General features: G+C 61.9%; 27 protein-coding genes. 11 read left to right on the forward strand and 16 right to left on the reverse strand.

Going from position 1 to position 24,994, the window contains the following annotated elements; all coding sequences use genetic code 11:
- Positions 1 to 21: 21 nt before the first annotated feature.
- From ACFSX5_RS06000 to ACFSX5_RS06015, 4 genes are read right to left on the reverse strand one after another with little or no spacing between them, the layout of a single operon-like run.
- Complete coding sequence (locus tag ACFSX5_RS06000; protein WP_386832380.1) at positions 22 to 1,293, reverse strand: neutral/alkaline non-lysosomal ceramidase N-terminal domain-containing protein; 1,272 nt, start codon at positions 1,291 to 1,293, stop codon at positions 22 to 24.
- On the reverse strand, positions 1,290 to 2,441 hold the full coding sequence (locus ACFSX5_RS06005) for an N-acetylglucosamine-6-phosphate deacetylase (RefSeq protein WP_386832381.1): 1,152 nt from the start codon (positions 2,439 to 2,441) through the stop codon (positions 1,290 to 1,292). Before ACFSX5_RS06005 ends, ACFSX5_RS06000 begins: the two co-directional genes overlap by 4 nt.
- Entirely contained in the window at positions 2,438 to 3,211 is a 774-nt protein-coding gene (locus ACFSX5_RS06010; protein WP_386832382.1) for a sugar isomerase domain-containing protein, read from the reverse strand. The genes ACFSX5_RS06005 and ACFSX5_RS06010 overlap by 4 nt, the downstream gene beginning before the upstream one ends.
- Positions 3,204 to 3,935: a glucosamine-6-phosphate deaminase gene (locus ACFSX5_RS06015; RefSeq protein ID WP_386832383.1), complete on the reverse strand. Its 732-nt coding sequence runs from the start codon at positions 3,933 to 3,935 to the stop codon at positions 3,204 to 3,206. The genes ACFSX5_RS06010 and ACFSX5_RS06015 overlap by 8 nt, the downstream gene beginning before the upstream one ends.
- A gap of 188 nt (positions 3,936 to 4,123) precedes the next feature.
- On the opposite strand from ACFSX5_RS06015, the gene ACFSX5_RS06020 reads away from it, so the two are divergent.
- Complete coding sequence (locus ACFSX5_RS06020; RefSeq protein ID WP_386835586.1) at positions 4,124 to 5,131, forward strand: LacI family DNA-binding transcriptional regulator; 1,008 nt, start codon at positions 4,124 to 4,126, stop codon at positions 5,129 to 5,131.
- Positions 5,132 to 5,423: 292 nt separating this feature from the next.
- On the opposite strand, the gene ACFSX5_RS06025 is transcribed toward ACFSX5_RS06020, so the two are convergent.
- Positions 5,424 to 5,834, reverse strand: a complete 411-nt coding sequence (locus ACFSX5_RS06025; RefSeq protein ID WP_386832384.1) for a winged helix-turn-helix transcriptional regulator — start codon at positions 5,832 to 5,834, stop codon at positions 5,424 to 5,426.
- A gap of 80 nt (positions 5,835 to 5,914) precedes the next feature.
- Here ACFSX5_RS06025 and ACFSX5_RS06030 point away from each other — a divergent pair, with 80 nt between their 5' ends.
- From ACFSX5_RS06030 to ACFSX5_RS06040, 3 genes are read left to right on the forward strand one after another with little or no spacing between them, the layout of a single operon-like run.
- A complete protein-coding gene (locus ACFSX5_RS06030; RefSeq protein ID WP_386832385.1) occupies positions 5,915 to 6,574 on the forward strand; it encodes a DUF899 family protein in 660 nt (219 codons plus the stop codon).
- Positions 6,561 to 7,385: an alpha/beta hydrolase gene (locus ACFSX5_RS06035; protein ID WP_386832386.1), complete on the forward strand. Its 825-nt coding sequence runs from the start codon at positions 6,561 to 6,563 to the stop codon at positions 7,383 to 7,385. Before ACFSX5_RS06030 ends, ACFSX5_RS06035 begins: the two co-directional genes overlap by 14 nt.
- A complete protein-coding gene (locus ACFSX5_RS06040; RefSeq protein ID WP_386832387.1) occupies positions 7,375 to 8,013 on the forward strand; it encodes an HAD-IA family hydrolase in 639 nt (212 codons plus the stop codon). Before ACFSX5_RS06035 ends, ACFSX5_RS06040 begins: the two co-directional genes overlap by 11 nt.
- Before the next feature lie 159 nt (positions 8,014 to 8,172).
- Here the strand turns inward: ACFSX5_RS06040 and ACFSX5_RS06045 are convergent, their stop codons facing one another.
- Entirely contained in the window at positions 8,173 to 9,210 is a 1,038-nt protein-coding gene (locus ACFSX5_RS06045) for a GlxA family transcriptional regulator (RefSeq protein ID WP_386832388.1), read from the reverse strand.
- A gap of 150 nt (positions 9,211 to 9,360) precedes the next feature.
- Between ACFSX5_RS06045 and ACFSX5_RS06050 the strand changes: the two genes are divergently transcribed.
- Both ACFSX5_RS06050 and ACFSX5_RS06055 read left to right on the forward strand, forming a co-directional pair.
- A complete protein-coding gene (locus ACFSX5_RS06050) occupies positions 9,361 to 9,735 on the forward strand; it encodes an auxin-binding protein (RefSeq protein ID WP_386832389.1) in 375 nt (124 codons plus the stop codon).
- A 91-nt stretch (positions 9,736 to 9,826) separates the two neighbouring features.
- Complete coding sequence (locus ACFSX5_RS06055) at positions 9,827 to 10,261, forward strand: GNAT family N-acetyltransferase (protein ID WP_386832390.1); 435 nt, start codon at positions 9,827 to 9,829, stop codon at positions 10,259 to 10,261.
- Positions 10,262 to 10,275: 14 nt separating this feature from the next.
- Here the strand turns inward: ACFSX5_RS06055 and ACFSX5_RS06060 are convergent, their stop codons facing one another.
- The 6 genes from ACFSX5_RS06060 to ACFSX5_RS06085 form a co-directional block, all read right to left on the reverse strand.
- Entirely contained in the window at positions 10,276 to 11,139 is an 864-nt protein-coding gene (locus ACFSX5_RS06060; RefSeq protein ID WP_386835587.1) for an arginase family protein, read from the reverse strand.
- Between the two features lie 105 nt (positions 11,140 to 11,244).
- The gene (locus ACFSX5_RS06065) at positions 11,245 to 11,760 is read right to left on the reverse strand and encodes a GNAT family N-acetyltransferase (RefSeq protein ID WP_386832391.1); all 516 of its coding nucleotides are present in this window, start codon (positions 11,758 to 11,760) and stop codon (positions 11,245 to 11,247) included.
- A gap of 20 nt (positions 11,761 to 11,780) precedes the next feature.
- On the reverse strand, positions 11,781 to 12,377 hold the full coding sequence (locus ACFSX5_RS06070) for a hypothetical protein (protein WP_386832392.1): 597 nt from the start codon (positions 12,375 to 12,377) through the stop codon (positions 11,781 to 11,783).
- A 139-nt stretch (positions 12,378 to 12,516) separates the two neighbouring features.
- Complete coding sequence (locus ACFSX5_RS06075) at positions 12,517 to 13,359, reverse strand: SMP-30/gluconolactonase/LRE family protein (protein ID WP_386832393.1); 843 nt, start codon at positions 13,357 to 13,359, stop codon at positions 12,517 to 12,519.
- A gap of 77 nt (positions 13,360 to 13,436) precedes the next feature.
- Positions 13,437 to 14,192, reverse strand: coding sequence for an alpha/beta hydrolase (locus tag ACFSX5_RS06080; RefSeq protein ID WP_386832394.1), 756 nt, complete (start codon positions 14,190 to 14,192; stop codon positions 13,437 to 13,439).
- Positions 14,193 to 14,407: 215 nt separating this feature from the next.
- Complete coding sequence (locus ACFSX5_RS06085) at positions 14,408 to 15,172, reverse strand: ArsR/SmtB family transcription factor (protein ID WP_386832395.1); 765 nt, start codon at positions 15,170 to 15,172, stop codon at positions 14,408 to 14,410.
- A 253-nt stretch (positions 15,173 to 15,425) separates the two neighbouring features.
- On the opposite strand from ACFSX5_RS06085, the gene ACFSX5_RS06090 reads away from it, so the two are divergent.
- Both ACFSX5_RS06090 and ACFSX5_RS06095 read left to right on the forward strand, forming a co-directional pair.
- Complete coding sequence (locus tag ACFSX5_RS06090; RefSeq protein WP_386835588.1) at positions 15,426 to 16,112, forward strand: class I SAM-dependent methyltransferase; 687 nt, start codon at positions 15,426 to 15,428, stop codon at positions 16,110 to 16,112.
- A 251-nt stretch (positions 16,113 to 16,363) separates the two neighbouring features.
- A complete protein-coding gene (locus tag ACFSX5_RS06095; RefSeq protein ID WP_386832396.1) occupies positions 16,364 to 17,209 on the forward strand; it encodes an alpha/beta fold hydrolase in 846 nt (281 codons plus the stop codon).
- Positions 17,210 to 17,636: 427 nt separating this feature from the next.
- Here ACFSX5_RS06095 and ACFSX5_RS06100 read toward each other — a convergent pair whose 3' ends face one another.
- From ACFSX5_RS06100 to ACFSX5_RS06115, 4 genes are read right to left on the reverse strand one after another with little or no spacing between them, the layout of a single operon-like run.
- On the reverse strand, positions 17,637 to 18,422 hold the full coding sequence (locus tag ACFSX5_RS06100; protein WP_386832397.1) for an HAD-IIA family hydrolase: 786 nt from the start codon (positions 18,420 to 18,422) through the stop codon (positions 17,637 to 17,639).
- Between the two features lie 32 nt (positions 18,423 to 18,454).
- Positions 18,455 to 18,763 (reverse strand): antibiotic biosynthesis monooxygenase, encoded by a 309-nt coding sequence (locus tag ACFSX5_RS06105; RefSeq protein WP_386832398.1) that lies wholly within the window; start codon positions 18,761 to 18,763, stop codon positions 18,455 to 18,457.
- A gap of 30 nt (positions 18,764 to 18,793) precedes the next feature.
- Positions 18,794 to 20,356, reverse strand: coding sequence for an autoinducer-2 kinase (gene lsrK / locus ACFSX5_RS06110; protein WP_386832399.1), 1,563 nt, complete (start codon positions 20,354 to 20,356; stop codon positions 18,794 to 18,796).
- Positions 20,356 to 21,300 carry a sugar-binding transcriptional regulator gene (locus ACFSX5_RS06115; protein ID WP_386832400.1) on the reverse strand — a complete coding sequence of 315 codons (945 nt, stop codon included), beginning with the start codon at positions 21,298 to 21,300 and terminating at the stop codon, positions 20,356 to 20,358. The genes lsrK and ACFSX5_RS06115 overlap by 1 nt, the downstream gene beginning before the upstream one ends.
- 175 nt (positions 21,301 to 21,475) lie before the next feature.
- Here ACFSX5_RS06115 and lsrA point away from each other — a divergent pair, with 175 nt between their 5' ends.
- From lsrA to ACFSX5_RS06130, 3 genes are read left to right on the forward strand one after another with little or no spacing between them, the layout of a single operon-like run.
- The gene (gene lsrA, locus ACFSX5_RS06120) at positions 21,476 to 22,969 is read left to right on the forward strand and encodes an autoinducer 2 ABC transporter ATP-binding protein LsrA (RefSeq protein ID WP_386832401.1); all 1,494 of its coding nucleotides are present in this window, start codon (positions 21,476 to 21,478) and stop codon (positions 22,967 to 22,969) included.
- On the forward strand, positions 22,962 to 23,975 hold the full coding sequence (locus tag ACFSX5_RS06125; protein ID WP_386832402.1) for an ABC transporter permease subunit: 1,014 nt from the start codon (positions 22,962 to 22,964) through the stop codon (positions 23,973 to 23,975). The genes lsrA and ACFSX5_RS06125 overlap by 8 nt, the downstream gene beginning before the upstream one ends.
- Positions 23,972 to 24,994, forward strand: a complete 1,023-nt coding sequence (locus tag ACFSX5_RS06130; RefSeq protein WP_386832403.1) for an ABC transporter permease subunit — start codon at positions 23,972 to 23,974, stop codon at positions 24,992 to 24,994. The genes ACFSX5_RS06125 and ACFSX5_RS06130 overlap by 4 nt, the downstream gene beginning before the upstream one ends.

Below are 24,994 nucleotides of genomic sequence, written 5' to 3' on the forward strand. Positions count from 1 at the left end.
TCTAGCGGCAAATTCTACTGTTTATGCAACCGGTTGCGGTGTCAAGTGGCGTTCTCGAAGCAATGCCGTGGCGGTCTCGGCAAGTGCCTCGGCGGAGCCCGGCGCGAAGGCGCCAGGCATGCCAATGAAACGATGCGCTTCGCTCACTTCGTAGCCGCCATGAGGGTATTCACTGCGTGGCGGGATATAGCCCGGCGTGCCCTCGGCATAGGCGAGCACGAATGCAGCGCGATCGCCGCAAGCGCTACGGACCGAAAGTCCCGTTTCGCTGAAGATTTCTCCGGGCATGGCGACGATCGGGATACCGGCCCAGTCCAGGAGGCTCACGCGGGCGCGCCAGGATCCCGGCTCGACGTTTTTGTTGCGCTCGGCCCACTCGATCCAGTGCCCAAGCAGGATCGCCTGTACAGCCTCGGCATCCTGCTGCTCGGCGCGCCAGCGCGCCGCGAGTTCATTGAGTGGGGTATCCTCGAGCCGGGTCAGCGCCAGGTCGAGCTCGCGATGCCCCGCTCCTACCCCGCCGGTTACCACCTCCTCAGGCGCCTCGAGCGCTGCAGCGGCCACGCGCCGCCCCAGCCGCTCGGCGGTCGCGAAGGTGCGTTCCGCATTGGCGGCCAGCGTCCATGATGCGCGCGCGGTATGCCCCGTATTGGCGTCGCCGCAACAGCCTGTCAGGAACACTGCGACGGCTCCGGGATGCTCGGCCTCCAGGGCCTGGCGCACATAGTATGGGTAGTCCGCAGTCATCAGCAGATTGTCGGCCCCCAGGACCACCGGGTGGCAGGCATAGGACACCATCACCGCGATGCAGGCGCCGGCGCCATTGCGGATGCGGATCACCGGCACGGAGCGGTCGAGCGGGCCGTCCTTGTGGCGGCGGTTCCAGGCGACGCCCGGATCTCCGCCCATCCCGACGGCAATGGTGGCCTCCTGCTGGCTTTCGACCGCGAGGCGGATGGCCTCCACGGCGCCATTCTCCATCTGCTTGAGGAAGTCAGGATCGGCAGAGCGCCCCAGTCGGCCCTGCATGGAGACCGGCGCCCCATGCGTGTGCGTGGCCGTGACGATGACGCGGTCCTCGGGCAAGCAGCAGCGCTGCCTTATCCTCCTGGCCATGCTTTCATGGATGCCGACCACGTCGAGAGCAACGATGGCCGTATCGTCGACGGCGATTGCTCTGGCGGTGAGCGGGTCGTGCGTTCCGGTTGATGGCAGAGTGCGCGCTGCAAATCCGGCCAGGTGCAAGCCGGCCGGAGGCGTGATGTCGACAGTGGCAGCGCCCGCGCTGATCATGGGAATACCCTTTTTCCTGCGAGGAATACGTCCTTGATGCGGAGCCGGTAGTCGCCGGGAGACCAACTGAATAGCGTGATGTCGGCTCGTTGGCCCGATTCCAGCACGCCGCGGTCACCGGCAAGCATGCCAGGATTGCGGGTGGCGAGGCGCAGCGCGTCGGCGAGCGACAGCCCCGCCGCCTCGATGGCATGGGCGATGTTGCGGTCGAGAAGGTGGCCGGCGCCCGCAAGATATGGCGTGCCCGCAACTCCGAGCCGGCCGTCGGCGGAAACCTCGACCTCGCCGCCGATGGGGCTGCGATAGATGCCCGGCTTCTGCCCGCCGAGCGCTGCCGCGTCCGAAACGAGGATGGCATTGTCCAGCGTCTTGGCGCGCAGCATCGCCTTGAGCGTGGCTGCCGGCAGATGGTGACCATCGGCAATGAAGCTTGCTGTCAGCCGGTCATCGGCAAGCTGTGCCCAGATGAAATTGGGGTGCCGGGGCAAGGTGCTCGCGGCGCCGTTGCCTAGATGCGTCGACAGCCGCGCACCGGCATCCACGGCCGCAGTGACTTGTTCGGGAGTGGCCCCGGTATGGCCGATGGACACGATGACACCCTGGACCACCAGCGCGGCTATGTAGGCCGGCGCCTCGTCATAGTGCGGCGACAGCGTGACGAGGCCCACCAGCCCCTCGCCCGCCTGCTGCCAGCGGGCAAACTCTTCGAGGCTCGGCCGGCGGACGTGTTCGAGCGGATGCGCCCCACGCGGCCCGTCCGCGGGGCCGAGCGAGGGGCCTTCGACATGGACGAACGGGATCATATCGGCGAGCAGCGGGCTCTGCCGGCGTGCCGCCGCGATAGCCGCCAGCGCACTGCACAGCGCCTCCTCGCTCGCCGTGATCAGTGTCGGCGCAAAGCTCGTCGTCCCCGCCGCCAGCAGCAGCCGCCCCAGGCGCTCGAGGGTCTCGAGGCTTGGCGGGCCTGCATTGAGGTCATTGCCACCATAGCCGTTGACCTGCAGGTCCACGAACCCTGCCGAAAGGTAGGGCGCATCGTTGCCCACCTCGGCCGGCTCGATGCTGGCGACTACCCCCGCCGTCGCAGTAACTGCAACGCCCTGCCCGCTGGCCGGATCTCGGCCGACAATGCGGACAGTATCCGTCATAGCCAGCGCACCCTGTCGCGGAAGCGCGCGAGAAAGCGCGCATTTGCCTCGTCGCCTCCGGGAGCATTGCCGCTACGCCAGATCGGCGGCTCGACGCCGCGCTCGGCCAGCTTGGCCACGGTGCGGATCACCAGGCAATTGAGGGCGAAGGCGTTGGCAAAGGTCGAGACCGCCGCGATCCGCTCGCCTACACCGTTTACGGCGACGAGCGCATCCCCGATCGGCACCTTGGTGTCGATGGCGATATCGACGATATCGTGCAGGTTCTGCTTGGTCGGATGGCGGGCAGGATGCGTGGGCGCGCTGCCATTGGCATGGGCATGGGAATTGAACCCGATCAGGAAGGCGCCCCGCTCGCGTGCCACCATGGCCGCATCGATCAGTGCCGCATTGATCCCGTAGGCGTTGGTGAGGATCAGCAGGTCGCCTTCCCCGAGACGCTGGTCGTCGATGACCACCTTGCCGTAGCCGGGCGTCCGCTCGATGGCCATGGAGCGCAATGCGCCGTTGGAGAGGAGCGTGCCCTCATCGAGGATTGCGCTGACATGCATCAGCCCGCCGGCCCGAAAGAAGATCTCCTGCGCCGCGAGGTTTGAGTGCCCGCCAGGACCATAGACATGGACCAGTCGGTCCGCCGCGATTTGGTCGGCCACCCGCGCGGCCGCCCGGTCCAGGGCGTCCCGCTCGTCGACCAGGATCAACCGCATGAGCGCGGTGACATCGTCCAGGTAGCCGGCGCACAGGGCGTCGGCATCGATTGGATCAGGCATCGGGATAGGACTCCGCATCGAGATAAAGGGTACAGGCCGCGTGTTCGCGCAGGATCGTCGCCGGGCACTTCGTGCTGATCGGATCATGCAGCGTGGCGCGCACCGCCTCCCGTTTCAAGCGGCCAGGCACGACGCAGAACAGCCTTCCTGCTCGCAGGAGGCGCGGCACCGTCAGCGTGATCGCCTGCTCCGGCACGTCGTCGATGGTGGCGAAGCACTCGTCGTCGACCTGCTGCTGCCGGCATTCGTCGTCCAGGGTCACGATCTTGACGTCCATCGGGTCGTTGAAGTCTGCGACCGGAGGGTCGTTGAAGGCGATGTGTCCGTTGACCCCGATACCGAGGCAGACGAAATCGATCGGCGCCTCAGCCAGCAACTCGGAGTAGCGCGCCGCTGCGCCGGCCGGATCCGGCTCGGGCCGGATGCGATGCACTTGAGCGAACGGGACGCGCCCGAACAGATTGTCGTCCAGCCATCGGGCGAAGCGCTCCGGCGCATCCGGGGCAAGGCCGATATATTCGTCCATGTGGAAGGCGGTCACGCGTCCCCAGTCAATATCTGGGCTTGCACACAGGGCCGCCAACATCTGTGCCTGACTGGGTGCAGCGGCGAAGACCATGCGCACGCTCGCCTGCCGCTTGAGTGCGGCGCGCAGCGCCTCGGCAACTTCTTGCGCCGCCGCTGCCCCCATCATCTCGCGGGTGTCGTACACGTGAACGTTCATCCGCCCAGCCCGGCGGGTATCGCTCACGACAGGAGCAGCAGAAGTCACGGAAATCCTCCAATCTCGGGCCGGCTAACAGGGCAACCCAAGCGCGGGAACTATCTGATGCAACCGGTTGCAGGTCAAGCGGCTATTCATCCGCCGATCAGCGTGGCATTAGTGACCAGGGAATGCAGAGACAGATGCGCATGACGCCTCGCCGGACCAGACCGACGATCAACCAGGTTGCCGAAGCTGCGGGTGTGACCAAGTCCAGTGTGTCGCGCGCCTTCACACGTCCCGAGATGCTCAGCGAGGAAACGGTCCGCAAGATCTTTGCGGCCGCCGAAGAACTCGGCTACGTCCCCAACCAGACCGCTCGCGCCCTTAGCACCGGCAAGCACGGCAACATCGCGCTGATCGTGCCCGACGTGGCCAACCCGTTCTTCCCGCCGCTGATCCGAGCCGCACAGTCCGAGGCCGACCGCTCCGATTATTGTGTGTTTCTCGGCAATTCCGACGAGAAGCCGATGCAGGAGGACAAGCTGATCGCCCGCTTTGGCGGTCAGGTAGAAGGATTTCTCCTGGTGTCCTCGCGCCTAAGCGACGAGCAGATCGTCAATCATGCCGCCCGCCGTCCGGTGGTCCTAATCAATCGTGATGTTGAGGGGATTCCTCGGGTCCTCATCGACAGCGCGACGGGCGTCGCGGAGGCGGTCAGGCACCTAGCCTCACTGGGACACCGGAAACTGGTATATGTCGCCGGCCCGCAGGGATCGTGGTCCAACAAGCAGCGCCGCGCCGCGGTGCGGCGCTCGGCGAGGCAACTGGGTATAGAGGTGGTCCACATCGCCAACGAGTACCCAGCGTTCGAGTCGGGCCGGCGCATCGTGCCCAGCGTCCTGGCGTCGGGTGCGACTGCCGCCATCGCGTTTGATGACGTCACGGCACAGGGCATGCTCGCCGAACTTCTCGCGCGCGGAATATCCGTACCAGAACAATTGTCCGTTGTTGGGTGCGACGACGTACTGGGAGCGACAACTTACCCTTCGCTTACGAGCGTCTCCAACCGCTCGGTGGAAGCCGGAAGAACCGCCCTGACGCTATTGGTAGACATCCTATCCAACCAAGCAATACGGGACGTTCGTTACGTACTGAGCACCACTGTTGTTATCCGAAGCACGACCGGAGCTGCGGTGGCCATGGCGAGGCCTTAGGGGGGCCGTAAGCAGTCGGTCCGCTATCAGGAGCCGGCGACACTCTAGCGGTCGCTTGGGGTCTCACTGACAAACCGTCTCCGAAGGGCTGGTCAGACCTGAAATCACCGCTCGCTATACTCTGGTCACCTCCTTCCACGCTAGAACACCAACCTTTGGCCTCGCAAAGGGCCAGTACGGTCCGTTCGGCGGCACGGCGGGCATGGTAGGATCAGCCGGTTCCGACCGCTTTCGAACGCTGATGGTTGTCTGGCATGCCGCGGGTCTAGGCACTCGCGTCCTGAGGCTCGCACTAGAGATCACGGTCTAGAAGGCGCTTCGTCTCTGCGCGGATAAATCCTTCACGATCAGCTCGAGCGGCATGAGCGATATCCGCCAAACCAGGGTCCACCGCCTTGTACAGCAGGCTCCAGACAGCGATGTCGACTAGCAGTGGAAGAAGGTCGATACCTTTCCTGGTCAGCTTCAATATCGACCTCTGGCTGTGCGCCGGGTCTGCAGATCGCACCAGAATTTCTTCCGCCAGCAGCATAGTAATTCGATCGGTCAAAGTCTTGGCAGAAATGGACTCCTCAGACGCCTGGATGTCCCTGAAGGACCGTCGGTCGGCGAACATGATGTCCCGGAGGATCAGCAAGGTCCAGCGGTCTCCAAAGACCTCCAGCCCAAGGTTGATCGGGCACCCCGATTTTGGCTCTTTCATTGTACCTGCGAAAACCAGTTGACTTTATGAAGCGGTTTTGAACAACTCGACCACTCTACAAACTGAAGTGGTAGGATACAATGCTCAAGAAGCGGCTGGCGGCACGATCAGATTGGCACGCAGCGCGAGAGCGGCTGCTCGAGGCCGAAAAAGCCCTCACACGACAGCGGGACACAATCGCGCGGGCCCGGCTAGCGCTACCGATGCGCGAATTTCCCGCCGGTCACTCGTTCGATGCCGGCGATCGCCGGAGTGAATTGGCCGATCTCTTTGACGGGCGCAGTCAGCTGATTGTCTATCATTTCCTGCTGCCGCCCGGCGCGGGTCCTGAACATCCGGCCTGGCGCACAGGGGTCGATGGCTGCGCGTTTGTGGCGGATCACTTCGACGCGGCGAATGCCCACCTGCGCGCTCACGATGTCAACCTGGTCTGCGTAGCCGAAGCACCGTACCGCGAATTTGCGGCGCTCCGACAGCGTATGGGGTGGCAGGTCGGCTGTTTCGGTGGAGCAACGAGAGAGTTCCACGGCGAGGTCTTCTCTCGCTTGGGCACCCCAATGGACCACACTCCTGGCCTCAGCGTGTTTGCTCGGGTCGGAGACCGAACCTATCAGACATACACGGCGGAGGCTCGAGGCATCGATATCCTGATCGGAACCTACAATTTCCTCGACATGGCTCCCTTGGGCCGCAACGAAAACAGCCCGATGGACTGGATGCGCTTCCATGATGAATACTGAAATGTCTCGCCTCGTAAATGCGCGAACGACCCGTCGTCGCCTGATCCAGGGCGCGGGTGCGGTCGCCTCTGGCCTGCTGCCAATGCAGGTGGCAGCCGCCACTGCCCCACTCGGCTCGAAAACCTTCGTGCTGGTCCATGGTGCCTGGCATGGCGGATGGTGCTGGGGGCCCGTCGCCGACCTGCTCCGCGCGGAGGGGCATTCCGTGTTTGCACCCACGCTGACCGGCTGCGGTGAGCGGCTGCACCTATCCTCTGCCGAGACTGCCCTGCAGACCCACGTCACCGATCTTCTCGCCATGTTGTTCTATGAGGGCCTCACCGATGTCATTCTTGTAGGGCACAGCTACGCGGGCTTCGTGATCAGCCAGCTCGCCAGCCAGGCAGCCGAGCAGATCCAGTGTCTCATCTACCTTGACGCCTTTCTTCCCGAACCCGGGCAATCCTTCGCCGACCTGACCAAACTGGACGTGGGGCAAATGGCGGACCGGGGAAGAGTTGCACCAATGCTGACAGTTGAAGAACTCGGTATCGTCGATCCGGCGCAACAAGCCTTCGTCGGCGACCGGCTCACGCCCCATCCTCTGGGAGCGCTGGAGCAGAAGGTCGACTTCGACGCTGAAACCTTGTCAGCAATCCCCCGCGTGTTCATCCAATCTTCCGGCATTTTTGCCGCCGAGGCGAAAAAGGCGGCCTCACTCGGTTTCCTCGTCGGCAAGATCAACGATGCCGGTCACGACGTCATGCTCACCCAGCCCGCCCAAGTCGCGGAGGTGCTGCTGAGTACAGCAGAGGGACGCCATGCGGCTTGAGAGCGGCACCGTTATCGAAGCAGCCAGGCTCGCCTTCGATATGGATGGCACCCTGATCGACTCGACGGGACTGATAGAAAAAGCGTGGGTGCACTGGGCGAAGCATCACCACCTGGATGTCACCGATATCCTCCAGGCCTGTCATGGCCGCCGGGCAATAGAGACAGTTGCCCGGTTTGCTGTCCCAGGTATGGATATCGAGGCAGAGGCCGCGCAAGTTGCCGATTTCGTCGACAGGCGCCTTGATGAGCTGAAACCGGCTCCCGGAGCGATGGAACTGCTCCAATCGCTATCGCCGGCAGACTGGGGGCTCGTGACCTCTGCTCAACGCTCGATCGCTGAACGGTGGATGCGCCACCTTGAGTTCCCTGTACCTAGTGTGCTCATCGCCGCCGAAGACGTGGTAGCCGGAAAGCCGCATCCGATGCCGTATATTGCGGCTGCCCGGGCGCTCGGCTGCCGCACCGAAGAAATGGTAGTTTTTGAGGATTCGGTGGCAGGTCTTACCTCGGCGGAAATGGCCGGTGCCCATGTCATCGCGGTTGGCCAGCATTCAGAAGGTTACGGCCGCTGGCTGCCGGACTTCGTCGACCTTCGTTTTGCCGAGGGTCGCCTGCACATTAGGTGAGGCGGCTGCGCGACTTGGCACTAGGCATGCGTCCCAGTTGCGGTCGCGTAGCCAGGGAGGCCCTCGACCAACTGCGCTGGTGTCTGCCCATGCTAGGGAGACCGCCGACGTACGGCTCGGCTGGATGATTCGTTGTAGCAGCTGAGCCTGTCCTGCCCTTCATTGCGCGTGATGTAGGGTTTCAAGACCTCCCTGAAGATGGCGCTCTGAATGGACCTCTCGGTACAGCGCTAGTGAGAGGCCGAATTTCCGCTCAAACTTCTGGGACAGTTTGGCACTGGAGGAAAAGCCCACGCTCCGCGCGACGACCTTCAATGAGTGCCCATGAGCGAGCAAACTCCGCGCTTTATCAAGCCTCAGGTTCTCGACGAAAGACGCAGGTGTCTGCCCCATAGCTTGGCTGAACTTCCGATAGAAGGAGCGTTCGCTAAGTCCTGCCCTCGCCGCAAGCGCCGGCGCATCCAAGGACCGATGAAGGTTGTCGTGAATCCAATTGATCAGGTCCTCAAACGGGTGATCGCCGGCGATTTGCGCCTGCAACATAGGGCTGAATTGCGATTGATTTCCCGGCCGACGCAGATACAGGACGAGGTGCCGCGCCACTTTATTGGCTACGGCGGTGCCCAGATCCTCCGCCACCATCGCTAGTGCCATGTCTATGCCCGTGGTGACACCGGCGGATGTCCAAATTCCCGCGTCGGCTGTGTAAAGGGCGTCTGGCTCCACCCGTACCGAAGGGAAGTGAGTAGCCAAGGCAGCAGTCGCTGCCCAGTGCGTCGTTGCCCGCTTTCCCTCAAGTAGACCGGCGGCAGCAAGAATGAAGCTGCCCGCGCAGACTGAAGCGAGCCGAATGCAGTTCTTACTCCTGCTTTGCAGGAAGACAGCCACCGCAGGGTCGCGCATTGCCGATCTGATGACGCTAGCTTCAGCCCCGCTTACGAGTATGGTTTCGCAACAATCACCTTCTACCTCCGCGAACGCTCGCGTGACTACGCTTACACCGCTGCTGCTAGTGACTCCACCGCCTGAAGCCGACAGGAACTCGATCTCATACAGCGGGGATGTTTCTGGGGGCAGTACTCCGTTGGCGTTGCCAAAGACCGAGGCTGGCCCCGTGGCATCGAGTAATTCGAACCCAGGATAGACAACAACTGCAACTCGGTGCTTCATTGGCAGAATCTTGCCCCTTTTTGTCATTTCTGCCTACTCCGTCGCACATATGATCGCAAAAGGCACTAGGTCTCCGCTGAGTGCCACCGGAGTGTCGATCATCTGGGGCTTTAACAAATGAGAAAGTGGGCGTTTCCAGCCTCGATCCTCCCAGTCGGGGCGATTCTGGCCGGGAGCATGGCCTTTGCCATCACAGCTCGGACATTTGTGCCGGAAGTTGCGGGCTGGGAACCTCAACTATCGACCAAGGGACTCTACCGAGTCTCACTCAAACCACGCCTCGAACCCGTACCCATCGGTGAGGTCCACTCATGGCTGGTAGAGGTAACGGAGCCCCAGGGTGGTCAGATCGACGTGGAGGTCCGCTTCGCTGGGGAAATGCCGGGGCACGGTCATGGCCTTAGCGCTGCCGCCGAGGTGACTTACGACGAAGTGGCGGAGCGGCATATTGTGGAGGGGGTACGCTTTAGCATGGCCGGCAACTGGCTGTTGAGGGTGGATATCACGGGGCCGGCTGGCGACGACATGGCCATCTTTGGTCTAAATCTCTAACTCTCAACCTGCCGAACTGACAGGCTAGCGCGCGGTAGACGGGCTGCTCCTGCCAGGAACTCACCTGGCATTCTCATGGAAGACGATTGCTATGAACGAATATGCGGTAGTCGACGAAGTGCCCCCTTTGGAAGATTACCTTCGTTTGCGGGTACTGACCGGACTTAGCCCGAAAAGCCGAGAAGGTGCGGCGATCGGACTACCGAACTCTGTACTGGGCGTGACTGTTCGCAACTACACTGGCGTGGTGGGAATGGGGCGCGTGATTGGCGACCATGGGCTCTTTTTTCAGGTCACCGATATTGCCGTCGACCCGGTACATCAGGGCCAAGGACTAGGGAAGAAAATCGTAGCCAGTCTTATGCGACGGCTTAATGATATGGCGCCCGATGGCTCGTATGTAAGCCTGATCGCGGATGGAGAGGCTCACCGTCTTTATGCTCAGTTCGGCTTCGTCTCGACTGCTCCAGCGTCAATCGGAATGGCGTGTTTCATTAGGCCACTGCAAAAATTGCAAACCGAATAGTACTGTTGAAAAGCTCATCCCGATGAGATTCGGGGAGCGAGTACGCGGACTAATGCCTCGACTAACGTCTTCCCGGCGATAAAGCCCGGATCGCAAGTCGGATCATAGATGGTGACCTGCAAACCGCAGGCATTCCCGTCCAGTGCGACCTCGAGTAGCGTTTCTAGTTCCTGCCAGGTCAGCCCATCTGCCTGTGGACTGTCCACTGCTGGCATAAGAGCACTATCGATCACGTCCACGTCGAGGTGCACCCAGTAGGGTTCGTCCACCGTTCTGATCTTGGCCAAGGCATGTCTCGTTGCCTGCTCCACTCCAATCTCACGCAGCGACTGCAGGGGAGCATAGAAGACACCAGTCTCCTCCAGCGCGGGCAGACTTGCCGAGCCGATCGCCAGACCGGCTCTGTTGCCCAAAACTGCCACTCTTTGGGGCGCAACATACGGCCCTTTGCCGGCGAGGTTCGTCAACTCGCCCGGTCCCCAGCCCATTACCAGAGCAAGGTCCATTCCAGCCGCTCCACCCGTATGAGACTGCTCGGGAAGGTAGAAATCTGAGTGGCCGTCGATAAACAGCAAAGCAGGAGACCCGCGATGGGCATTGGCCAGCATGGATCCGATCAATAGACTGCAGTCTCCACCCAAAACGAGAACGAATGCATCGTTCGAGAGGGCCACTTCTATCGCCTGGCAGAGTCTAGCCGCATGCTCCGCAATCGCTTGCATATTCCGGACATTGACTCGTCGACCGCGGTCGTCGCTGTAGACCCGAGCCTCCACAACCGTTGTCTTAGCCGGCGACAAGGCTTGATGAAGACCAAGATCTCTGAAGGCCTGCGGAGCGAAACGTGTGCCGGGCTCACGCGAGTTGGCAGGTGGCATAAGCCCAAGGTTGCTGGGTGCATCGATGATCCAAAGCTGGCGTCTTTTGCTCGGCAATTCACCGGTTCTCCTGATCGCATTCGTTCAAGCCAGCTTTGTTCAACCCTACCCACGCTGAAGAAGGACTGACTGGAGGTCACCTACTGTGACCTTGTCGTACTTCTCGTATCCCAATCGTTTCGCCAACTTGATGGAGGCGAGATTTCGAGGGTCTATGCGACAGGTCGTCTTCCGCAGCCCCTTCTTCTCCGCCCATGACAGAACTGCAGTAAGAGCCTCACGCGCGAGACCTAAGCCCTGGTACCGCGGCAGCAAAGCCCAACCGGCTTCCGGGGGCTCACCGAACGACGTCAACACGTCCCTATGGTAATGGGCTATACCCACTTCACCCACTAGTGCTTGGCTGAACTTGTCCTCAACAAGGAAGTACCCGTAGCCAAGCAGCTGCCAATGGCCGGCGTAGCGAAGGATGCGGCCCCAGACCTCCTCAGATGTAGAGGGGCGGCCCGTGATGTACTTCGTCACATTTTCATTGCTCCACAGCCGCAAGCACTCGTGTAAGTCGTCTGGCGAATGGGCACGAAGCACTAATCTGTCCGTCTCTAGGCGCGGCACATCCATCGCTGTCTACCCACCAATGGCTATGCGATCGTGACCAGGATGATTATGCCAAGCGCGGTGTCCAGGACGAAGCAGAACTCGGATAGCGACCGAGATACGACCCTATCCACCCTATGGTGGTAGACGTCCCACGCGGCGTGGGTAAAGAGAGCCACAGCTACTAGAAGGGCGCCCACCTTGGGCTCAACGGCCAACGCGACCAGAGCCGCCGCACTAAAGGTTAGCATTCCGATGGTCTGAAGCGGCAGTCCGCTCATGGGGCGGATGAACCCGCCTTTCACGACACCATAAGCGAGAAGCGGGCCACCAAGAATGATCAGCACCCATGCCGCATTGAGGTCAAACAAGAATGACCCCAGCCCGCCAAGAAGCAGGCTTGCAAAGAATAGAGGCCACGCCGAACTCTTCTTCTGCAGAGCCGCAGCACCAAGATAAATAAGCGCGGATGCCGTAACTACCGGCGCCAAATCTCGACCTTGAGCGAGGTCAAAAGCGAATACGCCAGCGGCTACGGCTCCAGCCAGTGAGGGCCACCACTGCAACGTTTTTGCCCATCGTTGAAGTGAGTTCAGTGACGAGCTTGTTTCCTCGGGTGTCGATCGCGCAATTTCGGTCATGTTTGGTTCCCTTGATCTGGCCGGAAAATACAACTTCCATGCCGTGGCAGAAATGACAGAACTGTACCGTTCTCTGCCACTTTCGCGTGCCGGCTCTCGTCCACCCATCTGCGGTGGCGATGCTCAAAAGTCTTAGGGCCTAAGCTGAGCGCGGATAGCCGGCGTGAGGAACGCTGACTGTTGTGGAATATAGCCTGCCGGTACGAGCAGCAACGTCTACTGATCCGGTCCACTCGTTGGCACAAATGTACAGGGTCCGACCATCATGCCCTCCTAGCATGCAGGCGAAAGCCATTCGGTCTAAGGGAACCTCGTCCAGAACTCGCCCTCCTTCGGCGACTCGGACGCACCGAGCACCTGCAGCGATCCAAATAGCTCCCTCCGCATCCATGCACATCCCGTCGCCGCCTTGGCCCTCGAGTTGCGCCCAGAGGCGCGGGTTACTCAGGGCGCCATCGCTCGCGATGTCAAACGCAGTGAGTCTCCCGTTGAACGACTCGGCACAGATGAGGGTGCCGCCATCAGGTGTGACGACCATGCCGTTCGGGAAGGCCAAGTCGCCCACCTGCCGAACGACTGACCCATCTGGGTGGACGAGCGCGATGAAGCCGGGGCGAAAATCACCACCGGGGAATTCGAAGTTCACGTTGTTGAGGTAGATGCGGCCTGCGCCGTCCACGACGATTTCGTTGTAACGGTGTTCAGCTCCACCCAAGTCCACGAAATCTTCGAGGGCGCCGCTGTTCAACTTTTGCAGCTTCTTGGCCGTGGCATTGACGACTATAACGGTGCCATCCGGTAGCCAATCGAAGGAGATCGGTAGCGAGGCAAGGTTCAGCTGGACTTCGCTGCCTCCGGTCTCGTCCACAGCATGGATCGCTTGTCCGACCCAATCTGCGAACCACAAGCGCCCCTCATGCCATCGGGGACATTCACCAAGCAGGATGTCAGACTTCAGGAGTTTGAGCTTGTGAGCAGCCATGGCTTTACCTGGGGTGTTTGGCAGTTCAGGGGTGTTCAGGGAGGGGGATAAGGGTGAGAGCCTCCTGCACCGGGTAATCAGTTCAGGTGCGCAAGGAAACGACGTACTCGACCCTCAAACTCCAGTGGGTTGGCGTTCCAAACCTGGCCGTGATCACCTTGCTCGGGCAGCCAGATCTCAACTTCTCCCCTAACCTCGGCCGCTAGGCGAACGGTGTGGTTGTATGGAACGAGTTGATCAGACTTACTGTGGATGAACAGCAATGGTGGAAGGTCGGCCATCCTTAAAGCTTCAACTGCCGACGGCGCCGCGGACGACCCAGCGCGCAGTTGCACTATACCCGCAAGGCTAGCCACCATCCAATCGGGTAGCCCCTCCGACTCACGAGCATCCCGGAGCAGCTGATACAGGCTCTCCATGGGGTTTTCGAGAATGACGCCATCAACACCGGGCGTCGACGGCAACGCCCTCAAAATAGACAATGCGCCGACAGAGCTTCCCATCACAACGACATGCCGGTAGCTCGCAGTCAGCTGCTGGACCGCAGATCTGACATCCACCGACTCTCTATCGCCGTACGACACTCCGTGCCCAATACACGGCGAGATCCCGTGGCAAACCGGGTCGAAGGACGCCAAGTCGAACCCGAGGCTGTGTGCCAGATCGACGTACCGACTGGCTTCCCTTCGGTCGCTGCCGCCACCAGGTACATAAAGCAACACCTTTCGGTACTCGTCCTGAGTGTTGGAGCGAAGTATCCAGCCGCTGAGCATGTACTCGTTGTCCGACTGAACCTCCCACGGGAGTTTCTCAATGTCCGTTCGCGCGCTCAAGCGCCCGCAATCCGTGCCCCATGCCTGCATTGCTAGCTGTGAGCAGCTACGTATCTCACCTACGCCACCTGGCCCAGACGGTCGCAAAATTGCTTCGCTCGCCGGCCAGAGAATTGCGCCCACGGCGACTGGCGGAATGGCAAGAGCCGCAAGCACCAAGCCAGCTGAGATGAAGACAAAAGGGCGGCTACTAAGCTTCGACATTACTTTGCTGCTCATGGAGCGTTCTCGCCATGGCCCCAGCGGATAGATCCTGGCGTCGTCAGAAGCTCTCCAGTTTCAACCAAGGTCTTGAGACCAGACAGGATCATGGGCCACCCCCCGTAGAGCTCTGGATTGGCATCTTCCGGTAGCATGTCGTGGATAACGGTGAGCCTGCAGGAGTCTCCGATCGGCTCGATCTCAACGGTAACCTTGGAAGGCGCGTAGGATGCGACTCCAGGATTCCAATGCGCGTTGTAGGACTGAACAAGCCGCTTTGGGGGGGCATATTCCAGCGTCTCGCCTGATATTATGGTTCGACCGCCTCCGACCGCAGTGTAAGGCTCGCCTGCACGGAACTCAGGCGAAAAAAGAAGGCCGAACTGATACTTGGCCCTCGCGTCAGGATCGGTTAGCGCGAGCCAAAGCCTCTCTGGAGAGGCCTTGATGTAGATTTCGAATACCTTTTGCACAGTCGTCTCCAGCTCCGATTTTAAATGGACAAGCGCCTCCGCCCATGGGGCTGCGAACCTCGATACCCAGCGGTCGTAAATCTGCGCGATGGGGACGGTATTCAGAAAATGAAGGCGTTCGCGACCGTGTTTCCGCGCAACCACGAGTCCGGCGGCCTCCAGCACCCTGAGGTGCTTGGCCACTCCAAATCGAGACATTCCGTGAGCTGCTTCCAAGGCACTTAGGCTCTGCCCGTCCTGTTCTTGCAACGCGTCGAGCAATGCCCGGCGGGTGGGGTCAGCGAGGGCTTTAAACACGTCATCCATGTAAACCCCCATAGGTGACCAAAAGGTCTCGTGTCAACGGGCAAATGAGACCAAAGAGTCACATTTTAGCCTGCCCACCGGACTTGGCGCTGAATAAGCTCGTATGGCACGAGCTTGGAGCTAGAAGGTGATCACCTCAGAAATCTTGAAAAGTGCTGGACGGGTAGCCTTTGGCCTTGATCCCGCTAGCTATGATCGGGCGCGGCCAGATTATCCCGCGTGGGTGTTCGAGTGCCTGTCATCATATTGCGGTGTGAGTACAAGCACTGCTGCCTTCGAAATCGGAGCGGGAACTGGAAAAGCTACGCGGCAGCTTTTGGCCTTGGGCGCCAACCCGGTCGTCGCTATTGAACCCGACCCTCGACTGGCAGCCTTCCTCTCGGAAGGTGTGGCTGTTCCGGCACTTCGGGTCGTAAACAGTGCTTTCGAGGACGCCGATCTGCCCCCCCTCTCTTTCGACTTGGGCATCTGCGCTACTGCATTCCACTGGCTGGATGAGAGCTCGGCGTTGCGGAGGATTGCCGACGCTATCCGTCCGGGAGGTTGGTGGGCTCCATTCTGGAACATCTATGGTGATCCCAACAGACGGGATCCCTTTCACGAAGCTACTCTAGACCTGCTCGCCTCTGGCCCTGCCAATCCATCCAATCGAGGTCATCCTCACCTGGAGTTCGGGGCGGATGTAGACGCACGCGTCTCTGCATTGAGGGCCGCTGAAGCTTTTGACAGCATAGAGGTACATCAAAGCACATGGTCAGTCACTCTCAACGGATCCCAGGTCGTGGACCTTTACGCGAGCTACTCCAACGTCAGCCTACGTTCAGATCGCGAAGCCGTGTTAGCTGAGCTCGGACGGATTGCACGAGAGGACTTCGGGAACAGCGTTACTCGCAACATCACGACGGTGCTCTATTTGGCTCGGCGTAGGCTCTCCGAATAATACCAATCCTTGGAGGTCCCCGGTCGACGGAGCCGCTGCTTCAGATGGTCAATCGCGCATGACCACGCGGCCAGGAGCAGCGGCTCAGGTCAGAGGTGACATTCACGGAGCGTGCCAGGCTGGCGCGCCACCCAGCCTAGAGCAGCGACATGGGCCGGCCGGCGAAGATGCGATCGCATCACGGTTGTCCGGCACGGCAGCGCACTGAACCTATGGCCGCCAAGTGGGCGGCCAAATAATTGGAGCTATCAATGATGAAGCCAAAGTCCTTCGGCTACGCGCCTGTGTTTGGTGGCGAAGTGTACTATCAAACCTATGGCGACGGCAGGCCGATTTTGCTCATCCATGGTGGATTTGGGATGATCGAAACATTCCACCATATGATCAAACAACTTTCCGAACATCACACGGTCATCGGAGTAGATTTGCAGGGTCATGGTCGAACTGCCCCCTTCGATCGGCCCATGTCTCACGCCAGCTTCGCCGACGACGTCGTCGCGGTAATTGCGCATCTACGTTACGAGCGGGCCAATCTCCTTGGTTACTCAATGGGTGGAGAAGTCGCTCTGCAAGTTGCGCTGCGGCATCCAAATGTGGTCGACCGTCTGGTGATCGTTTCTGCGCCGTTTTCGTGGGGCGGGTGGCACGATACCACGCAGGCCGCACTACTAACCATCGGCGCAAACAGCATCGATCCGATGAGAGGGACGCCCCTGTATGACATGTATGTAAGGGTTGCCGAAAACCCTGATGCGAATTGGCCGAAGCTCCATCTGGCTTTGGGTAGAATGGCCGCTGCCTCAGCTGGTTATGATCACGGAGAAGCGCTGAAAAGAGGACTTCCGGCGCCGACGCTGCTGGTATCCGGTGACTGGGACGCGGTCGCACCCAGCCACATGGTCGAGTACTTCTCCAGACTGGGAGGCGGTCTGCGGGATGCTGGGTGGGATACTTCCGGAATGAATCAGCATCGACTAGCCATTTTGCCGGGACAGACCCACTACTCAATCCAATCCTCAGCTGCTCTCTCGCAAGCCGTAAAGGACTTCACTACAAGCGTCCCCGAGCTCGAGCGGGCAGTGCTTCGAAGTTCCTGAAGGCCCGGGCGACGGTTGGGCGCTGGAGCTCCTTTTGGGCCTGCTGTGCTCAGATCCGCCTACTGGCGTTCTCCGATCTGCTAAACCGTTCAATCAACAAGTCCGCTTCTGGCCGACGCGGCCGTCGGCACCACCTGCCTATCGGACTGACGGCTACACCCCTTGCTGACCCCCTTCGATGATGTGAGGGTTGTGTCTCCACTTGCACAGCCCCCCGCCGTGCTACGATCTTGTGCGCCTAGGATGCGAGAGCCTTCGCAGCTCGTGCGAAGCGCCATTTAGCGGTGCGCGTGGCGGGGCGCATAGGGGGCCGAAAGCAGACAGGCAGCTTTGAAGACCAACTACAACAGAAGCTGCCACTTGGCCCTTGCCGCTGAAGGCTGCCTTCGCCAGTCCTGAGTGTAAGGAAGCGAAACGGCACCGACACCTACAAGCTTGCGAGGACATAGTCGGGAACAATGTGGCTGCCGTGCTTTGCCGGAACTCCGGTTTCCACAAGCACGGAGCGAATGCCCGCTGTTCTGGCCGTCAGAATGTCCGTTTCTAGCTGATCGCCGATCAGAATGCTGTCCTCCAGTCGTGCGCCGATCCGCGCGAGCGCGACATGCGCGATCTCTGGAGAAGGCTTGCCCAGACTACGGGGCGTCACACCTGCGGATGCGGCTATAGACTGCAGGATCGCCCCTGCCCCGGGCTCAAACGTGCCGTGGATGGGGCGCAACAGGTCCGCATTGGTGGCGACGAGGCTGGCGCCGGCAAGCACGCGCCGGACGGCAATCGCCATCTTATCGTAGCTGAACTCCCGATCTAGCCCAACCAGCACCACCTTCGCCTCATCAGCCGACAGCTCAAATCCGTGGGCCTCAACGCGCTCACGGAGAGAGGCGGAGCCGACACAGAAGACCCCGGTTCCGGCCGCATAGTGTGCTTCGAGATGAGCGATGGCGATATCGGCCGAGGTCACCACCTCATTGGGCGTGCAAGGCACGCCCAACCGCATCAGCTTCTCCGCGAACTGCTCGGCCGACTTCTCCGCGTTGTTGGTGACAAAGCAATAAGGAACACCGCGCTCTCGCCAGGAGCGCAAGCGATCCACCGCCCCGGGAATGGCCTCGTCGCCCCGGTAGACCACCCCGTCGAGGTCGGCAAGAACGGCAGAGAAGCGCAGCTCGTCGATGGAGCCGAGGCGAATGGGAGATGCTGGAGGCGTCACGCAGTCTGGTCCGGACAATTGAGACGGTCGATTTAGGCCTCCGCGAGGAAGTCCGCCATAACCGGGTCGAAGAACTGCTTGGTGCGCGACCCTGTCAGGATCGGATCGATACGCCGAACACACTCCTGGTAGTGCGGCGTGTTGCGATGCTCCTCAAGCGCTTCCTTGGACTTGAATACCTCGTAAACGAAGAAGAGGTTCGAGGCTTCCGGGTCGCGCAGCACGTCGAAGCGGAGGTTGCCCGGCTCCTCCCTCGTACCGACATAGTTGATGCGGAAAGCCGCCAGGAATTCGTCGACGTGGTCGGGTTGGACTTCGATCCGCACCATTTGAATAAGCATAGTAGACCTTTCTTCTGAATGTGTTCGGGCTTAAAGGCCCGGCGCCTTCCACATCGAGGTGGTGACCCCCTCGTCGACCAGCGCCAGCTGTGCGCGATAGGCCTTTGCCCAGCGCTCGCCGGCCTCGTCGTAAACTGGCTTCAATGCGGGGTCCGGCTCGAAGCGAGCTTCCCAGGTGACCCACGCCTCTGCGGATTCCTCGAAGTCGGCAAAGGCGCCGGCTCCGATCGCAGCGGCGGCGGCGCAACCAAGGGCCGTAGCTTCCTTCACCTTCGGCGTCACCACCGGCACGCCGGTTACCGTGGCGAGCAGTTGCGCCCAGTGGGCCGACTTTGCCGCTCCAGCCGCAAACACGATCTGCTCGGGCCGGGTTCGGCTGAGCGCAAAGATCGCCTCGAGGTTGCGCGCCGAGACAATGGCGGCATTTTCCTGCAGGGCGCGGAAGATGGCAGCCTTGCCGGATTTTTCGGCATCGATGGACAGGTTCAGCAGCGAAGGCGCAGCATGGTACCAGCGCCCGTAGTGCATGACGTCCGAGAGGATCGGGATGATGCCGTACGCGCCCGGTGGCACCGACTGCGACATTTGTTCCAGTAGCGTATAGGCATCGGCACCCGTCTCGGCGGCGCGCGCCATTTCACGTTGGCCGAAGGCGTCACGGAACCAGCGCATCGCCGCGCCGACGAAGAAGCTGATGGCCTCAGCCTGGTTGAGACCAGGCACCACGTGCGGATTGAGCCGCAGGTTCATGTCGGGGTCGACGATGTCCTGCGGCACGTTGACGATCTGCTGCCAGAACGTGCCGCCAAGCACGGCACATTGCCCGCTGCGGACAAGCCCAAGCCCCGCCGTTCCGATCTGACAATCGCCGCCGCCGACCACGACCGGGGTACCGGCGCGCAGCCCTGTGGCTTCGCTCGCCACGGCCGTCACGTGCCCAACGCGCTGGCCGGGTTCAAGGACAGGCGGCAGGATAGACGAACTCAGGCCGACCTTCTCCAGCTGAGTTGGCAGCCACTGGCGTTCGACCAGCGACAGCAGCCCGGTCGTGCCACCGTTGGACGGCTCGGAGACGATCTCGCCGGAAAGCTCGGCCAGGATCCAGTCCGAGATCAGCGATACCTTCGAGACACGCTCGAACACCTGGGGCAGGTTCTCCTTGAGCCAGAGCAGGCGTGGCAAGGCGCCGAGGGCGAAGGTCTGCCCACTTAGCGCATAGAGTTCGCGCTCGAGGTCAGGACGTTCAGTCTGGAGGCGACGCACTTGATCGACGGAGCGGCTGTCGACATTGGCGCAGCCCCAGATCGCCTTGCCGGTGCTGTCATACGCGACAATGGCTTCCCGCATGCTTGTGGCGCTGACCGCGGCGATGTCGCTTGGGTCGATACCGGTCTCGGCGATGACGTTGCGGATGCAGCGGCACAGCAGCGCCCAGTTGCCCGCAAGGTCGAAATCCATCGACCCTTCAAACCGTGGATCCGGCTTGTGCCACCATTCCCCCTGCGAGACCGCCTTTTGGACTCCACGGTCGTCGAACAGGAGGGCGCGACCGCTGCCGGTACCGGCGTCAATGGCTAGAAAATAGCGTGGCATCACGCCCCCTCCGCGGTTTCAAGCAAGGATCGTGCAGTGTCCTCGTCGGTGATCAGGATGGATGCGAACTTGCCGAGCAGGGCGGCGCGGATCGCCGGCACCTTGCCGGCGCCACCGGCAGCGGCAACGACCTTCTGCGACTTCGCAAGCGCTTCGAGCTTCACGCCGATCACCCGGTCGTGGAACGGCAGGTTCAGCACCCGACCGCTCTCATCGAAAAACCGGCACAGGATGTCGCCGACCGCGCCCTTGCGGCGGAACGGCTCGATTTCCGATGGCGACACGTAGCCGGAGCGCACCACCGTCGAGCTTTGGGATAGTTCGCCGATGCCGACCAGCTGGTAGCTGGCATCGAGCGCCATCTCGAGGAGATTGGTCACGGCCGGCTCCGTGGAGAGCGCCGTCGCGACGGCCGGATCCCGCACGACGAGGGGCGCGGGCACCAGATGGACATTGCTGCCCCAATGGGCGGCGCGCATGCCGTCGACATAGGTCCCGACCCCGCCAGTCATGCTGACAAGGCCCACATTGCGCTCGTTGGCGACGTGCCCGAGGCGCTGGATGGCATTGCTGACGGTCGCGCCCCACCCTGCGGCCAGCAAGTCGCCCGGCCGCAGCCGCTGCATGAGGTATTGTGCTGCGGCCTGGCCGAGGCGCTCGCTCTCGGTGCCCCCCGGCAACGCAGGAACGACGCAGGCATCGGCGAGGTCATAGTGCCGCCGCAGCCCGTCTTCCAGCATAAGGCAACCCTGATAGCGGGAGTTGATCTTAACGTCGATCACACCGGTCCGCCGGCCCTGTTCCAGAAGGCGCGAGACCTTGATCCGGTTGAGGTTCAGCCGGTCCCCGATCTCGTTCTGGGTAAGGCCGTCATGGTAGTAGTACCACGCGACGCGGGCCAACACTTCCTCTTCGCTGTCAGCCTCGGACAGTTGATCGTTCACAGGCCCCCTCCTCTGATCACATGCAATCTTTCAGCTACAAATGTTCGCGTCAAGCGCGTTCATATGGCTGTTGTAGCGCCGTTCGCGGCGGGACGACCCACCAGAGGAGCAGTCATAGTGAACAAATGCATTGACGCTGTGCATTTGATATGATGGCTTGATGAGGAGGAGGACGATGTCCATGGTCAGCGCTGCGCGCCCGCTAATCGACGTTCGTGACGTCTGGAAACGGTATGGCGCCGCGGCCGTGCTGAAAGGCGTATCGATCTCGCTGCGTGCCGGGCAGATCCACGCCCTCCTCGGTGGCAACGGCGCCGGCAAGTCCACCCTCATGAAGATCATCGCCGGTCTGGTCGTCCCCAACCAGGGGACCATCACCGTCGATGGAACAGTTATGGACCGCCCGTCCGCCGCCAAGGCGCAGCGGCTCGGCATCTACCTCGTCCCGCAGGAAGCGCACATCTTTGGGAACCAGACCGTGCTGCAGAACATCTGCATGGGTCTGGATCGGTCGCCAGCGCAACTGCGCCCGCGGGTGGAGAGCCTGCTAAGCCAACTCGAGGTCAAGCTTGACCTCGACTCCCAGGCAGCGACGCTTGAAGTCGCCGATCGTCAGATCGTCGAAATCCTGCGCGGGCTGATCCGCAACTCCAAGATCCTCATCCTCGACGAACCGACGTCCGCGCTGACGCCACACGAGGTCGCCGCCCTGTTCAAGCGGATGCGCGACCTGGCGCGCGAGCAGGTGGGCATCTTCTTCATCTCGCACAAGCTGCGGGAAATCCGCGAGATCTGCGATGACATTTCGGTGCTGCGCGACGGCGCGACAGTGTTGAGCGGCCCGATCGCCGACTACACCGACAGCGAGATCGTGGCGGCAATGACCCGCACCACGCAGGCCGTGGCCGCTCCGGCGCCGGTTGCCTCCTCGGGCACCGAAGAAGTGCGGCTGCAGCTCAGCGACCTGTCCGGCGAAGGCTTCCAGCGTATCTCCTTCGCCATTCGTGCGGGCGAGATCGTCGGCCTCGCCGGTGTGGTCGGCGCTGGTCGCACCGAACTCGCCGAGACCATCTTCGGCCTTCGTCCCGTGCATGGCGGCGCGGTAGCGCTCGACGGCGCCGAACTGTCGCAGCCCTCCCCACGCCGATGCATCGACCGCGGCCTCGTCTACCTGCCGGAGGACCGTCAGCAATACGGACTGTTCCTCGAAGCGCCCCTCTATTGGAACGCCTCTTCCTACATCATGCATCGGCAGCCGTTCATGCTGCGGCCGGCACACGAACGCCAGATGTTCGGCGAATTCCGTGAGGCCATGGGCATCAAGTGCGAGGGCCCGGGACAATCGGCCGGGCGCCTTTCGGGCGGCAACCAGCAGAAGGTGCTGTTGGCCAAGTGCCTTGCCGCCAAGCCGCGTGTGCTCATCCTCGACGAGCCGACGCGCGGCGTCGACGTCGCAGCCCGCAACGACATCTATGCCATCATCCGCAATCTCGCCCGCGAAGGTGTGGCGGTGCTGCTGATCTCCTCAGATTTCGACGAAGTGGTGCAACTCGCCGACCGTATCCTGGTCATGGCTTTCGGCAGTCTCGCCGGCGAACTGCCCGGCGGTTCCCCGGTCGAAGCCATCGGGCAGTTGGCCTTCGGGGTTCAGGAGGTCAGCCTTGTTTGAATTCTTCGCCCGCAACCGCATCGCCACGCTCCTGATCATCACGGTCGCCATCTTCCTCGTGGTCGGTATCGCCGCTCCAGGTTTCCTTTCGGCCAAAACGGTCTCCGTGGTCGTCGCCAACAGCCTCGTGCTGCTGCTGGTTTCTGCCGGCACTATGTTGGTGATCATCACTCGTAACATTGATGTATCGAGTGGTTCCGTGCTGGGATTGTCGGCGGCGGTGCTGGGTCTGGCCCTAACTGCCGGGATGGCGCTGCCCGTCGCAATCGCCCTCTGTGTGGCGACGGGTGCACTGGCCGGAGCGGTGAACGGCCTGCTGGTCGCCGGCTTCCGTGTGCCGTCCATCGTTGCGACGCTGGGAACGCTCGGCCTGTTCCGCGGCCTGATGCTGACCATGACCGGCGGCCGGTGGATCGAAGCCCTGCCGCAAAGCATCAAGGCGCTGGCGGGCGATCTTGGCTGGGGCGGCTCCGTCCTGACGCTGCTGGTCCTGGCGGTGTTTGCGCTGCTCTGGTTCTTCCTGCGGCATACCCGGCGCGGCGGCTTCCTCTTTGCCGTGGGCGATAATCGCGAGGCGGCCCGTCACCTGGGCATTCCCGTCCGCACCATCGAGTTCCTCGCCTTCGTCGCGGCTGGCATCTGCGCTGCCCTCGCCGGCATCGTCTTTGCCGCCCAGATCGGCTTCATTCCCAACCAGGCCGGCAGCGGCATCGAACTCAAGGCCATCGCTGCCAACGTGCTCGGCGGCGTCAGCCTCCTCGGCGGTGTCGGCTCGGCGGTCGGCGTCTTCGTCGCCGTCATCTTCCTCACCGCGATCGACAGCGCACTCGTCTTCCTGCGCATCCCCGCCTTCTGGAACGACTTCATTGCCGGCGCCATCCTGCTGCTCGTGATCTTTGTCGACGGGCGGGTGCGGATGGCGGTCAATGCCCGCATCCGCGCCAAGCGCTACGCCAGCACCCACCACGCGGCGACGCCCTCGGCCAACCCGGAGTCCCGGAAATGAAGCGCTTCTTCTCCAGCTGGGAAGTGGTCCTGGTGCTGGTGCTCATCCTCGAGCTTGCGGTCTTCGGGATCATCAACCCCCGGTTCCTCAACCCCTCCAACCTCATCTACGGCACGTCCGACTTCGTCCACATCGGCATCCTGGCGCTGCCGCTGACCCTGGTGATCATCAGCGGCGGCATCGACGTCTCGTTCGCCTCGCTGGTGGGCCTGTGCGCCATTGTCTTTGGCGTCGCCAACTTCTTCGGCGTGCCGCTGCCGCTGTCGCTGGCGCTTGCCCTCGCCACCGGCGGCGCCGCCGGCGCGTTCAATGCGACCGTGATCCATGTGTCGCGCATTCAGCCTCTCGTCGTGACGCTAGGGACCATGTACCTGTTCGGCGGCACGGCAACCGTCCTGTCGGGCGCCGTGGGTGCCGGCGGCTACGAGGGCATCGGCAACTTCCCGGGCGAGTTTACCAGCTTCGGTTATCTCGAACTGTTCGGCCTGCCGGCAATGCTCTGGCTGTTCGCCGCGCTGGCGGTGTTCTTCGTCGTCGCGCTCCACGTCACGCGCTTCGGACGCGGCGTCTACCTGGTCGGCCAGTCCGAGAACGCCTCCCGCTATTCCGGCATCGCGGTCGGGCGGGTGCAGTTCGCCACCTATGTGATGATGGGCCTCGGGGCGGCTATCGCCGGGCTGATGCTGTCGGCCTATTTCGGCTCCGCCCGCGTCGACCTCGGCACCACCTCCCTCTTGCCGGCGATCACGGTCGCAGTGCTGGGCGGCGCGTCCATCTATGGCGGCCAGGGATCGGTGCTCGGCACCCTGATCGCGGTCTTCATCATCGGTTTCCTGCAGCAGGGTTTGCAGATGGCTGGAGTGTCCAGTCAGGTTTCCAGCGCTCTTTCGGGAGGCTTGCTGGTTGTCGTGGTCGCGCTGCGCCAGGGAGGCGCCTTGATGGCCAATTTCATCGCTGCGGGGAGAAGTGCCAGAACGGCAGCGCCGCAGCTCATCGTGGAGGAGAAGACTAGTGCTTAA

Origin of the sequence: Devosia albogilva (assembly GCF_042685625.1) — a bacterium.
Classification (GTDB): domain Bacteria; phylum Pseudomonadota; class Alphaproteobacteria; order Rhizobiales; family Devosiaceae; genus Devosia; species Devosia albogilva.